The 14815-nt window shown below is 42.1% G+C and carries 8 protein-coding genes; 7 read left to right on the top strand and 1 reads right to left on the bottom strand.

What is annotated here, in order from left to right; genetic code table 11:
• The first annotated feature begins 49 nt into the window (after nucleotides 1–49).
• The 5 genes from DWY07_RS01580 to DWY07_RS01560 all read left to right on the top strand — a co-directional run bounded on the left by DWY07_RS01580 (nucleotide 50) and on the right by DWY07_RS01560 (nucleotide 10608).
• Nucleotides 50–964 (top strand): YibE/F family protein, encoded by a 915-nt coding sequence (locus DWY07_RS01580; protein WP_117822030.1) that lies wholly within the window; start codon nucleotides 50–52, stop codon nucleotides 962–964.
• 464 nt (nucleotides 965–1428) lie between these two features.
• Complete coding sequence (locus tag DWY07_RS01575; RefSeq protein ID WP_347465071.1) at nucleotides 1429–4209, top strand: glycoside hydrolase family 3 C-terminal domain-containing protein; 2781 nt, start codon at nucleotides 1429–1431, stop codon at nucleotides 4207–4209.
• Nucleotides 4200–8393, top strand: a complete 4194-nt coding sequence (locus DWY07_RS01570) for a VWA domain-containing protein (RefSeq protein ID WP_117822028.1) — start codon at nucleotides 4200–4202, stop codon at nucleotides 8391–8393. The genes DWY07_RS01575 and DWY07_RS01570 overlap by 10 nt, the downstream gene beginning before the upstream one ends.
• Before the next feature lie 14 nt (nucleotides 8394–8407).
• A complete protein-coding gene (locus tag DWY07_RS01565; protein WP_117822027.1) occupies nucleotides 8408–9934 on the top strand; it encodes a hypothetical protein in 1527 nt (508 codons plus the stop codon).
• Complete coding sequence (locus tag DWY07_RS01560; protein ID WP_117822026.1) at nucleotides 9931–10608, top strand: hypothetical protein; 678 nt, start codon at nucleotides 9931–9933, stop codon at nucleotides 10606–10608. Before DWY07_RS01565 ends, DWY07_RS01560 begins: the two co-directional genes overlap by 4 nt.
• Before the next feature lie 173 nt (nucleotides 10609–10781).
• Here the strand turns inward: DWY07_RS01560 and panD are convergent, their stop codons facing one another.
• Entirely contained in the window at nucleotides 10782–11165 is a 384-nt protein-coding gene (gene panD, locus DWY07_RS01555) for an aspartate 1-decarboxylase (protein ID WP_117822025.1), read from the bottom strand.
• A 313-nt stretch (nucleotides 11166–11478) separates the two neighbouring features.
• On the opposite strand from panD, the gene DWY07_RS01550 reads away from it, so the two are divergent.
• Both DWY07_RS01550 and DWY07_RS01545 read left to right on the top strand, forming a co-directional pair.
• The gene (locus DWY07_RS01550; protein WP_117822024.1) at nucleotides 11479–13083 is read left to right on the top strand and encodes a DUF6034 family protein; all 1605 of its coding nucleotides are present in this window, start codon (nucleotides 11479–11481) and stop codon (nucleotides 13081–13083) included.
• A gap of 93 nt (nucleotides 13084–13176) precedes the next feature.
• Entirely contained in the window at nucleotides 13177–14730 is a 1554-nt protein-coding gene (locus DWY07_RS01545; protein ID WP_117822023.1) for a DUF6034 family protein, read from the top strand.
• Nucleotides 14731–14815 lie beyond the last annotated feature (85 nt).

The raw sequence follows: 14815 nt of genomic DNA, 5'->3' as shown, positions 1-14815 counted from the left end.
AAGGAGCAGGTGAGTCCGCTTCATATGTATAAGGAGCAGGCAGCCGGAGATGAAAGAGACAGAGAGAAAAGACAAAACGACAGGGAAAACGGATGAAAAAGCAGGTGGGCATCTTGTTTTATTTGTGAGAAGAAATGCAGTATATATCGCGGTTTTCCTGATTGGAGCAGCCTTTCTTCTGGCGGCAGGTTCATTTGACTGGGATCGGATCAACAGCTATACAATGTACAATAACGACAGCAGGACATTCGTAAGAGGGCGGGTAGTATCTGTCGATAATGAACGGCTGGAGACAGATCCATATGATCATTCCAGATATCTTGGGGAACAGGAGCTTACAGTTCTGATTCTGGATGGGGAGCAGAAAGGCGACAAAGTATCGATTGATAATTATTTGTCACAGACACATAACATCTATGTAAACGCGAATCAGAAAATAATCGTATGTGCAGATATGCCGGAGGAAGCAGCTCCCTACTACACAGTATTCAATTATGACAGGTGCCTGCCACTTGGCATCCTTGTGGTGGTATTTGCCGCGGTAATGTTGTTTGTGGGAAAAGGAAAAGGCTTACGGGCATTAGCCGGTGTCGTTTTTACACTTCTTCTGGTAGTACTGTTTATGGTTCAGGCGATCTACCACGGATTTCCTCCTGTGATTGTCTCAATCCTGACTATATTAACAGGAACAGCAGTCAGCCTGTTGTTGTTAAATGGCTGCAGCAGACGGACGGCTGTATCCGCACTTTCTACTGTACTTGGAGTCGCAGTAACAGGAATTATTTTTTACATAAGTTCAAAAACCTTACATCTTACAGGATTTAACAGTGACAATGCGGAAGAACTGCTGGTCATTCAGGGAGCGACAGGACTTTCGGTTCGATCACTTCTGATCGCAGGCGTTCTGGTATCTTCCTTTGGAGCCGGCTGTGTATTTGCAAAGAGCAGAAAGAATAAACAGTAAGTGTCAGTTATACAGAAAAATATAAGAATCCCGTTTGGCGTATGCCAGGCGGGATTCTTGTGGTATAATAAACATAAAATTACTTGCTTGTATATTTTGAGAGGGAGGTATGTATGATGTGTTATACAATTGAAGAAATCAAAGATAAAACAATACCAATTGCAAAGAAACATGGCATGTATTGTAAGAATGGGTGAAATAAGATACAGAAAAAGACTGTTGTTTGAATAATTCAAATAACAGTTTTTTTCGATTTTAAAACAGTCGGGAAAATGATGAGAATGTCGTATTTTTTATATTGTAAAAATAGGATTCATACTATCATACATTCATAAATTGAAGAACGAAATCATAATTTCTGTCAAAAAGAATGAGACAGAAAATACATATGCAGAGAGCCGGAAAACAGCTGCATAAGGAAGATAAAACAAACGGATAAAATCAGGAAAAGGAGTATGATGGATATGAAGAATCAGGTAGTATTGGATTGGAATCAGTATGTAGCACTTGCAAGACAGACAGTAGCAGAAGGCTGTGTTCTGCTTGAGAATAAAGATCAGGCACTTCCGCTTGTAAAAGATGAGAAGGTGGCAGTATTTGGAAGAATCCAGAACCACTATTATAAGAGCGGAACCGGTTCAGGCGGAATGGTAAATGTATCAAAGGTCTATGGAATCGTAGATGGTCTGCGTGAGAGTGGTCAGGTCATTCTGGATGAGGAGCTGATCAAGATCTATCAGGACTGGGAAGAGACACATCCATTTAACGAAGGCGAAGGCTGGGGAAATGAACCATGGTGTCAGGAAGAAATGGAGCTGACCGATGAGGTTGTGGAAGCAGCCGGCAAGCGATCAGAGACAGCTATCGTGATCATCGGACGTACAGCAGGCGAGGATAAAGATGCAAGTGATACCAAGGGTTCTTATCAGCTTACAGATGTGGAAGAAGATCTGCTCACAAAAGTAAGAAAGAACTTTGATAAGATGATCGTTTTATTAAATGTCGGTGGTCTGCTCGATATGAGTTTTACAGACCGTTACCAGCCGGAAGCTGTTATGTATGTATGGCAGGGCGGCATGGTTGGCGGACTTGGAACAGCAGATGTATTAACAGGAGCAGTTTCACCATCCGGTCATCTGACAGACACGATCGCATATAAAGTTGCTGATTATCCTTCTACACCATATTTTGGTGATCCGGATAAGAATTATTACAGTGAAGATATCTATGTCGGATATCGTTATTTTGAGACTTTCGCAAAGGATAGCGTCAGATATCCGTTTGGATATGGCCTGTCCTATACAACATTTGAAAAGTCAGTCGTTGTATTTGCAAATGAGCCGGAGAAACAGCAGTTTACACTTCATGTAACTGTTTCAAATGTCGGTTTAAAGAAAGGAAAAGATGTTGTTCAGATCTATGCGGAAGCTCCGCAGGGTAAGCTTGGAAAAGCAGATAAGGTTCTTGTCGGATTTGCAAAGACAAAGGAGCTTGCACCGGGTGAATCCGAAGAAGTAGAGATCACTGTTCCATACAGCCGCTTTGCATCCTATGACGACTCCGGTATTACAGGACATGCGTATGCATTTGTATTAGAGGCAGGCACATATCATGTATTTGCAGGTGCAGATGTCAGAAGTGCGGAATGTGCAGGCACATTTGAGCTTGCAGGAGATCTTGTGATCAAACAGCTTTGCTCTGCACTTGCTCCGGTAGAAGCATTTGACAGAATGAAGGCAGCAGAGACAGAGAACGGATATCAGGTCATGATGGAAGCAGCACCACATCATGCATCAAACGAGAAGCAGAGAAGACAGGCTCATCTTCCACAGGAGATCCGTCAGACGATGGGGACGCATACATTATCCGATGTGGCAGATGGTTCGATCGGAATGGATAAATTTATATCAGAATTGACAGACGATGACCTTACTTGTATCATTCGAGGAGAAGGCATGGGAAGTTCACTTGTAACACCGGGAACGGCAGCAGCGTTTGGCGGTGTATCCAAGTCACTGATCAACCGTCATGGAATCCCTTCTGTATGCTGCAGTGATGGACCGTCCGGTATGCGGTTAGATTGTGGTGTGAAAGCATTCAGCCTGCCAAATGGAACGATCATCGGATGTACATTTAATACAGAGCTTGTAAAAGAGCTTTACACCTGTACCGGTTATGAGATGATCGCACAGAAGGTGGATTGTTTACTTGGACCTGGTATGAATATTCACCGTCATCCGTTAAATGGAAGAAACTTTGAATATTTCTCAGAAGATCCATATGTGACAGGATGCTTTGCCGGTGCGATGTTAGAAGGTCTGCATGCAGCAGGTGTAACAGGGGCAGCCAAGCATTTCTGTGCAAATAATCAGGAGATGAGACGACATTTTGCAGATCCTATTGTATCAGAACGTGCACTTCGGGAGATCTATCTGAAAGGTTTTGAGATGATCGTAAGAAGCGGTGTCTGCGATGCGATCATGACGACATACGGACCGGTAAATGGAGTATGGACAGCGGGTAATTATGATCTCTGTACGACGATCCTCAGAGAAGAATGGGGATTTAAAGGTATCGTTATGACTGACTGGTGGGCATCCATCAATGAGCGTGGACAGGAGCCGGATAAGATCAATTTTGCTGCGATGGCGCGTGCGCAGAATGATATCTATATGGTATGCCCGGATGGCTCAACAAATGCCAGCGGAGACAATACAGCCGCAGCACTCGTAGACGGACGACTGAAGCGTTCGGAGCTTCAGAGAAATGCAGCCAATATCTGTGGTTTTGTACTTCATACAGAAGCAATGCGCAGAGCAATGGGCTGCCCGACAGAGGTATCGATTATCAATCGTCCGGCAGAACCGGATGATGTCGATCTGTCAGAGGTTGAATTTGTCAGATTAGATGGCGACTATGAATTACGACTTGATACCAAGAAGTCGAAAGCCGGTGTAAATTATGTTCTTCCGTTTGATGTACAGAAAAAAGGAATTTATGAGATTGAACTGATCGGAAGTTCCGATCTCTCAGAACTTGCCCAAATGCCATGTACGTTGTATTATACCAATATACCGATCCTCAGTTTCACATTCCATGGAACAAATGGGGAAGACATGGTTATCAAAAAAGAATTTGATCTGCATACCAGATTTTCAGTTATGCGTCTGAATGTCGGTAAAAATGGTCTTCATTTAAAACAGATCCGATTCAGATATTTAAGGGAGGGCAAAATTTGGAATTAAATATTTTACTGAAGATAGCAATTATCTTTCTGTTTTTTACAGTCGTTGATATATGCGGACATTTCATCTTTAAGACAAAGAGAAATGTCCCGGAATGGCTGCTCACGATAGGGGTAGTTCTGGCTTTTGCCGGGACTACCTTTCTTGGCGTACGCAGTTATTTCGATGATACAGATACAAATGAGCAGGGTATCTATATGGCATATTGCTATATAATGGATGGCAATTCAGACCAGGCAGTCCGGATTCTGAATGATATATCAGGCAGTTCGGAGGAAAAAGAGGTGCTTGGTGCAGCCTGTGATACGATGAATGGCGATTATATCAATGGGTATTTCAAAACCCAGGAGCTATTAGAACGAAAAGGGATCAGCAAGGCTGGCAAAACCTGCCTGACGAAGCTTGATACTTATTGCTCCGAAAAGCTTGGTATGACAGATGGTGGAACAGAGGCATATACGGATTATGAAGCATATCTTTCGGATCTGGAAAAGCAAGGTGCGGTGGAGGAAGCTACATATAAAAGCGGATCCGATGATGTACAGGAAAAGAAGACGGCAGGACAGGAGTTTTTTTCTGCTTTAGAAGAGTATGTGGATGAACGGCATTTCACCAGAAAAGAAAAGCGCAAATATGAAAAGGCGTATGAGCTTGACAACAAGATCCATGGAGTGGCTGTTTCGGAGCTTACAGAGGATGATATCAAGGACCTGAAACATACCTATGGAGAAACAGAGGAGATCCTTCGCAGGGAGGTCAGCTTTTATGTTTATCAACAGGATTATGATAAGGCGAAGGAAAAAGCATCGGAATTGAACCGACAATTTAAAAGTCCGGAGAATACGGTTATTTATACGGATGTGATCGCCGAAGAGGTTTACCGTAACAACATGGATAAAAACTATACAGAGGCTTCCTTTGATATGAAGGATGAGGAGATCAGAAAGCTGGTGAAACAGGCAGAACGTACGAAGGAAAAAGCACAGAAGCTGATTGATGAAGAGGGCTATGAAGGAAAGCATGCGGATGAGATCAATGAATTATTAGAAGAGGCAGATGAAAGTTACAAGGAAGCATGTAATGTTCCGATCAAGCGTGCGGCAAATTATATTCTGGTACAGATACCACGACATGGCGATGATACCGGCTTTTATGAACTGCAGCTGTCGAAGCTGTACCTTGCAATGGATGACCGGGATACTGCAAATGAACATCTGCATCAGATAATTGATAATAGTGCAGCGATCAGCGATCAGTCCTCTTTGAAGGATTCGATCGATGAGGTTGTTACCCAGTATAATCAGATATCCAATGATGCATACAATCCGGAGCTGAATGCAGCTGTGACTGATCTGGTGGACAAACAGAGTGCACAGGTTGTTCCGGTGTCAGAGGATACCATTAATGGTTCATTTAATTCTTATGTATCAACGACTTTGAAATATGACAGGATCAGTATTCATATCAGCCGGATCGATACAACAGATTATCCTGCTATCCGTGCTTACATCAATATTAACGGAACAAAGGATTCCAAGGAAGAGCTGGCAGACCAGTTTACAAAGGAAGACTTTTCAGTGATCGATACACAGTATGAGATAACAGATTTTACCTTACATAGTGGTGCGGAGAGTGAAGGAGCAAGCATCGGTATTGTCATGGATAAGAGTGGAAGCATGGAGGGAGCAGCGCTTGAAAATGCAAAACAGGCAGCGGCAGAAGCAGTCGATCATATAACAGCAGAAAAGATGATGATCATTTCCTATGATAATGAAGCATATCTGGAACAGACCCTGACATCAAAAAGCGGAACCCTGAAGAATTCTATTAATAATATATCAAGTGGTGGTGGAACCAATATTTCGGCTGGTTTAAATCTTGCACTGGATAATCTGGAAAGCGCGAATGGAAGCCGGGCTGTGATCCTGATGTCCGATGGACAGGACGGCGGTTCGGAGGAGGATATGCAGGCGGCAGTTGATCGCGCGGTAGAGCTTGGCATCAGTGTATATACGGTTGGATTTGGTGAGTGTGATGATGCCTATATGCAGGCGATCGCAGAATACACAGGTGGAAAATTTGTAAAGGCAGAGGCATCCACGGAGCTGTCGGATATTTATCTGTATCTGCAGAAATATATTGTCAATAATTACAGCATTGAATATACTGTGACCAGAAATCCGGAAGCAGATCCAAGATTTCTGACGGTTGATATTGCAGAATATAATGCATCAGAGACCAAGGATTATTATATAAATGAAGAAAACAGACCGGAAGATCTGGGGCAGGATGATCTGATCCGGAAGGTAGACGAGAATACACTTGGCATATCATCCGTCACACCGGGGAATGCATCGGAAAAGGATGTAAAGGCAGGTATAACCGTTACCGTAAATGGAGGTGGATTTGCTGATATTGAAAGTGTATTTATCGGAAATACAGCTTTGACGGATATACAGGTAACAGATAGAACAAGTCTGACTGGCGTACTGACCGGAGAACTCACCGCAGGCATTTACGATGTAAAGGTAAGAACAACCGATGGAAGAGTTGTAACCGGAAGTGCTGCTTTCAAGGTATTTAAGGCAGGAACCTCAGAGTCTGTAAGAATAGGAGATATGACGGTCACAGCAGATTCGATCGGACAGGTGGCAGATGACAGGCTGGTAGCCAGTGGTAATGTTATGATCAATGGTTTTATGCATTGCTCAGGTGATATGGAGATGATCGTGGCAGATATGGATCCGGAGCTGGAGCTTGTGTCCGGCAAGACGATAAAGGCAGGAGATTCCGGTACAATTCAGGGTGATGGCAAGCTTTATGTCAGTTATACAGAAATGCAGGAAAAAAGCAGCAGATTTGCGGATCTTGTCATGAATGGCAGGGATTATATTGTTGCAGAGTCAGGCTTTTATGCAACGATAGATGAGGAGAAGACATCCTTTGATCAGAACCTTTCAAACATGAATATATCGATCCCATTTATCATGGATATCAAGGCGGCGGAAGTAAAATTATACAGTAACCGCTTGCAGATCGACATTGATTCGATCCGGGTGGATAAAATGATAAAATCAGGAATTAAGTCACTAAAGCATGAAACCGGTGCCAACAAATACAAAAAGACAGAAAAACCACAGGAAAGAGCCAGCTTAAAGGAATTTGGCGTTTCCGATTTCTTTAAGGGCTTTGATATTTCGGCTTCAGTAGCAGTTACAGCAGATGGACTGGAGTTTGGTGGAGAACTGACTTTGTCTCCGGATGATAAGATCAGCTTTGGAATATTTGGAATAAATGAAATGTCGGTCAAGCTGAATTCGCTGGATCCGGAGCATGAATACTGGAAAATTGGCGGTAAGATTGATTTTTCAACATCAATAGGTGCATTTGGTAATACCGGAATTTCCGGCTTTGATGGATATCTGTCATCCTATTACTGGATTCCGGATACAGTTAAGCTTGATGCAAATCTGCGGCCGGGACCAAGAGTCTGCGAGATAATGGAGATCAATAAGGTAGGCGGAGAATTACAGGGTATGAGCACATTGCTGATCGGACTATATGATTCTCTCGTATCTGAAGAGACAAAGAAGATCCTAAATGCCGGAATCGATCAGACGTTATATGATAAGGATATTAAGCTGATCGGAACTGTTGAGGCAGAGGCGGATCTGTTCGGATGCTTTGGCGACGAGAATACCGGAAATCAGTGGATGAAAAAGTTCAGGCAATGGGGCGAGATCGGAAATGCAAAGGGACAGGTTGAGATCAATTTCAGCGAGCCGGAGTTTGCTGTTTCAGCAGAAATGTCATTGCTTGGTGCTGAAAAAGCAAAGGCAGGAGCCAAGATCAACAAGGATGGACTTGATATATCAGCGGCACTCGAGCTTGGAATTTCCGGTTTTGGCTGCGAGGTAAAAGGAAGTGCAGCAGCAAATCTTGGAGGAAACTTCACTGATCGATATATTAAGATTGGAGTAAATGGAAATGTAGATATGGCGCCGGTGGATGTCCATGCAAAGGGTGACTGCAAGCTCACGATTGATTGGGACAGAGAGTTCAGTAAAGCTAAGGTAACATTAAATTATAAGGCGAATAACGGAAAACAACAGGAAAAATCTATATGGTATGATGAAGATGGAGGTCTGTTCCTGTGGGATAAGATCAGCACATCATCTAATTAAGGGGGCAGTTTAACATGAAGAGAGTAAGGAAAACAATGTGGAAGCTGTGGACAGGCGTATTATTATTTATAGGGATGATCGTCTGGCTTCCGATACAGGTGTGGGCAGCACAGACAGAAGTCGAGATTGATATGCCGGAGGGTTACAGTAAGGCGGTCTTTTATGTAACCTGGGAAAATTATGAACAGCCTGGAACGATTGTGCTGACTTCACCATCCGGTAAAGTATATAGCAAGAAAAAAACGCCGGATCAGGTTTATGAGGCAAATGGCGAAGCAATCATACATGTCGGAAAAGGAGAAGAAGGTACATGGAAGGCTGCGGTAACCGGAGAAAATCTTGGTGTGGTGGACGTAACGATAGGTGAGGTTCCGGATTCGCTGGTCATCAGTAAATTTGAAATATCAGAAAAAGGAACCGGAAGTGTCAAGGTAAACTATAAGATCACAGACTGCCCGGATGAGCTTTATGTGGAGGTGTTTGCAGATACAGATTCAGAGGGCTTTGACGGAACCTGCGTATATAGTGACAATATGGAAAAATCCGGATCGTTTACATTTGATCTGGATCAGCTTCCGAGCGGAGAATATCATTTTTATATCCGTGTATCCGTAGACGGTGTGTATCAGCGTGCCTATAGTGATGCATTTATCAGCTATCAGAATCCGGAGGATGTAGAGAAGGTTTCCGGGGTAAAGGGTGGAACATATAATGATGGATATTATATTTCATGGAAAGCTTCTAATGAGGAAGCTTATACGGTACGGGTTTATGATGAGGCACATAATCTGATCAGAGAAGAGGAGCAGGGAACCACGGATTTCTATTATGATGATTTTACAGGTGATGCTTCTAAGGTTTATCTGGCAGTGATAAGAACAGATGAGAACTGCAGGTATGAGCTTGTGTCGGCAGATGCTGCAGTAAAGGCTGATGCTGATGTAGTCTTTGATACAGATGCAGACAGAACAAAGAGCAGCTTCATTCAGGCAACGGTCACGATGCAGGATAAGAATACATTTGATGCATATCTGGGAGATGAGCGGATACTTACGGATGAAAAAGAAAATGGTATGTATCGGGTGAACTTAAAGGATGGAGATAATACGGTGACCTTTGTTATTACGGATCCGGCAGGCAATACTGTAGAATATTCCAAAGAGATCTATGTGGATACCGTACCACCGCAGTTGTCCATATCCGAGGATGTTGATGGAAAGGTAGTAACCGAAAATACCATTTATCTGAATGGTTATACGGAAGCAGGAGCTTCCCTGACCTTGAATGGCGAACCGGTCGAACTGACACAAAGCTATTTCCATAAAAAAGTGTCACTTGCAAATGGAGAAAATACACTGGAGCTGATCGCAGAGGATGCAGTAGGAAATCAGTCAGTATACAGAGCTGTGGTGACCTATGAAGCTGCAAAAACTGTAAAACGTGTATTTGAATATGTGATACTTGGTGGTCTGGTACTGGTATTATTGATCCTTTATATTATTGTATTTGTCAAGGGGCGAAAAAGGAGGAAGCAGTCATGATCGTATATACAATCATTCAGGTGGTCATTACGCTTGCTGCGGCTGGTGTGATCGGTTACAGTATATTTCTGACTGTACAGGTTTCCGGTGACCGGCTGCTGACCATGGACAGTACATTAGGTTATCGGTACGCGGTTGCTTATCGCCAGTGGCAGTTATATGCAGGCATTGCTATTGCGGTATTGCTGTTTTTGTGGGTGCTGTATATACTGGCTTGGCGTAGATACAGGATGAAACACAGAGAAGAGCGTCTGGCAAAAAAAACAGCGAAAAAAGAGGCAAAAAGGCAGGAAAAACAGAAGAAAAAGACAGATGCAAAGAAGCCTCAGACAGCTGCCGGTGACACAGTATCAGATAATTATGATGTAAGCATGCAAAGCTATTATCCAAATGGATATGATACAGATAACTGGGGCTATTATCCAAATGGATATGCTGCAGAGAATCAGGGCTATTATCCGAATGGATATGCTGCAGAGAATCAGGGCTATTATCCGAATGGATATAGTGCAGAGGATCAGACGTATTATCCGAATAGCTATAATGCAGATATACAGGGAGGTTATCCGGATGAATATGCTGCAAATGCACAGACATATATGCCGGATACATATGGACAATATATATCATCGGACGAAAAGAATGCTCCAGACACAAAAACAGGAATGAAATGAAAAAGAGTCATTTCAGCCGTTAACGAATCTTGTTATTAACAAAAGGGGATGTAAAAAAACTCCCCTAAAAAGAAAAATAGCTATGGGCTTGTGCCTATAGCTATTTTTGGTATAATAAATTATGCAACTAACTCAAAATACCAAGGGTAATTATACACCTCGTTTTCAGGTATTTATCCGATCTCGCCGTGCTTCTCATAGCTTGTGATGCGGGAAATGGAATTATCTTCATTTACAAATACAACAGTCGGACGATAATCTTTGGCCTCTTCCGGTGTCATGGAGGCATAACACATCAGAATGATATGGTCTCCGACCTGAACCTGTCTGGCTGCTGCACCATTTAGGCACATCACACCCGATCCCGGTTCTCCGGCGATGGTATAGGTCTCAAAACGATTTCCGTTTTCGATATCAACGATCTGCACCATTTCATATTCAAGGATCCCGGCTTTCTTCAAAAGCTCTGAATCTACGGTAATACTGCCGACATAATTCAGTTCAGCCTGTGTAACAACGGCTCTGTGGATCTTACTTTTTAACATGGTAATATTCATTAGAATGACACCTCTTTATTCTTTCTCACCGCACATACTATAACATAAAAAGAAAAAATGCAATATAGAAATACAAGAAATTGTAGAAAAAGGATGCAAAAAGGATGCAGATATATTGCATAAATTATGTATTGGTCATGTACATTTAATATGTCGGGAAAATGAGACGAAAGCTTAAGAAAGTTTAATAAAAAAATAGACCCGTATTAATGAACAAAATCGATGGTTTGTGTTAATATTTTTACAGCACTGAAAAAATATACATATTAATTTTGTTTGTTAAAATGTAGGATCACAGCAGGAGGTAATTATTTTGAAGAAAATAAGAAAAGAAACAGCAGGTAATAAGACAACACAGGTAAGCAGAAAAATGCGCTATAAAAAGATGGCAGCACTTGCCATTGCAGGAGTTCTGGCAACAGGAACTGCACTTACAGGCTGTGGAAAGAAGAATATAGATTACAGTGTAGACGGTGAATCAGGAAACGGAGGCAGCTCGGATAGTGGAAGCCTTCAGGGTAAGTACGGAATACCGGAATCCTGTGATACTACACTGGACGCTGGAAGCAGCGGGATCAGCAAACTTGCAATAGAAGCAGATGAGGTAACAGTGCCGGATACGGTAGATCTTCCGACTGTATATGTAAAAAGAAAAGAATCATCAAATGATACTAGAAAACAGATCGTAGAAGCTGTTCTTGAAAAAGACAAAGGTATTTATACATATGATTATAACAATATGACAAAAGCAGATATTCAGGACCAGATCGATGAGTATGAAAAGGAAAAGAAGGATTCTGCAGCAAATGGAGATAATTCCAGTGCATCCTGGTTTGATTCCATGATCTCCGACCTGAAAGATCAGCTTCAGAATGCACCGGATGAATATCCGGCGGCTGATGATTATTCCGGTAGTGCCTTTATCGGAGAGATCAACGGAAGAAAATATATTATGTATATGGATGATCAGGAAGGCGGAAGTGGTTCCGTAGGTCTGAAGGATTCATTGATCACCTACCGTCCAAAAGATGGAATGAACGGAGTATATTATTCAACTCCGGATAGCGGGGATGATCTGTCAGATGCAGATGTGTCAGCCTCAAATGTATGTACATTTACAAAGGAAGAAGCACAGTCCATTGCAGATGATTTTATCAGTAAGGTCGGTATCTCAGATGCTTCCCTGAATGATACACAGGATCTTTACTGGTATTACTATGGAACAGATGGGAATACCGAGGCTGTTGATGTCGATGAGTATGTATTTACATACAGCAGAGCGATCAATAATCAGACTACCGATGTTCCGGAAGCCTGGAATGTTGATAATATTACGCAGGATGATGGATCGGTAAGCATTCCTGCTGAAACCTGTACGGTATATGTTGATTCTAATGGTATTATATCTGCAAGCTGGGTATCCTATCTGGAAACAACCGGAAAAACAGAGTCAAATGAACTCTTATCATTTAAGGAGCTGTTAGAAAAAGCAAATAAGAATATTGCAGAATACTATACCACATATCCAACCAGATATAAAAAAGTAGAGTTTAATTCTATGAAGCTTGGATATTATCTGGAGAAGACAGATGAAGAAGGAACATTCAAATATGTACCTGCATGGATATTGACACAGTATGAGGATATGACCGATTCCACAAATGAGACATATCCAACCCAGATGGTTGTCCTTGATGCTACAGATGGTACGGTGATCGATCTGATGGAACTGTCCAAGGCACTTGGCACATATCAGAGTTATGAAACAGATACGATCGCAAGAGATGTATCTGATGACGGCAGTTCATCGATATCTACTATAGATGATGATACCAACACTTCCGGAGATTCCACAGGTAGTGAAGGAGATTCCACAGAGGGTGATGCAGATACAACCGGTGATACGACTGAAGAGTAATCGGTCGCGGAACATGGCGCAAAATAATATGTCATTTACTGGATTGGATCCAGAAGCTATAATAAATGAGAGAAGAAAAGAGGAGGTTCTTATATGCAGAACAAAACAAAGAGTAAAGAGGGATTTCGTACATATCGTAAGAAGATGGCAGCTATACTGTTGGTTGGTATGCTGGCAGTCAGCACAGCAGTTACCGGCTGTGGCAAGAAGGATATTGATTATGATGTAGAAGGAAATGGTGGTTCCGGAAGCAATGCGGACAGTGGCAGCCTGCAGGGTAAATATGGTATTCCGGAAAGCTGTGATACAGAGATCGCAACAGGAGATTCCGGTATTCAGAAGATTGCGATCGATGCAGAAGAAGTGATCGTTCCGGATACAGGAGATCTCTATGTTGCATCGTTTAAGAAGAAGGAAACAACAAATGATAGTAAAAAAGAAATAGTAGAAGCAGTTCTGGACAAAGATAAGGGTATCTATGAATATGATTACGATAAGCGTACCAAAGAAGATATTCAGACTGAGATCGATATGTATGAAGCCGAAAAGAAAAAAGGTGACAGTGACATGACATCTTATTATGATTCCTGGATCAATGATCTGAAGGATGAGCTTGCGACTGCACCGGATGAATATCCTGCAGCAGGCGATTATACAGGAGATACTTTTATTGGTTCGATCGGAGATGCAAGGTTTACGGTATCCACTCCGAGCGAGGAAAATGGTACAACCGGATATTCCCTGTATCTTGCGGATGATTTCTTAAAATATCGTCCAAAGGATGGGGCAAGCGGATGTTATTCAACTTCCATGGACGATTACATGCAGTATAGTGCAGACGAGTCAGATTCTGTAGATGCAAATACAAATCAGTGTACATTTTCAGAAGATGAAGCAAGGCAGATGGCAGATGATTTCCTTGCAAAAGTCGGATGTACGGATGTAACCTTAAAGAATACATCAGCACTTTGTTGGGTTTATTATGATGATAATGGTGACAACCAGTCAACAGATGTGGATGGATATACATTCACATATTCAAGAGCGATCAATAACCAGCCAACCGCAACAGTAAATGCATGGAATGTCGATAACATCCAGCAGGACAATGCATCCATTGATATTCCAAAGGAGGAATGCTCCATCAGCATTGATTCCAAGGGTATCAATAGTGCAAGCTGGAGCGAATATCTGGAAGCAGATGGAGAACCACAGGCAACACAGATTCTTTCCTATAAGGATCTGTTAGATAAAATGAATGAAACCGTTCCTGAATATTACAGCAAGTACACATCTCATTACAAGAAGATTGAATTTAACGGTATGGAGCTGACCTATTTCCTGAAAGCAGGAGACAAAGAAGGAACCTTTGAATATATTCCGGCATGGATATTATCCCAGTATGAGGAATATCAGGATTATACAGATAAGGACAGCCCGACACAGATGGTTGTAGTCGATGCAAGAGACGGATCAGTGATCGATCTTCTGGAACTGGCCAAGTCACTTGGCACATATTATACATATGATGACAAAGACGATTCCGATACAGAAGACGTAGACGATACGGATACAGACACAGATACATCTTCTGAAGATACATCCGCTGAGGACACTTCTGCCGAAGATACATCTTCTGAAGAATAAAAATATTAATATAAAAGATATGCTCATGTACTGTTTCATGTAATAAGCAGTACATGAGCATTTTTAATTATTCAGAAAATATACA

Origin of the sequence: Clostridium sp. AF23-6LB, assembly GCF_003461085.1 — a bacterium.
GTDB classification, from domain to species: Bacteria; Bacillota; Clostridia; order Lachnospirales; family Lachnospiraceae; genus Coprococcus; species Coprococcus ammoniilyticus.
The sequence above is the reverse complement of the archived record's forward strand: the minus strand, read 5'-3'. Positions and strand labels throughout refer to the sequence as shown.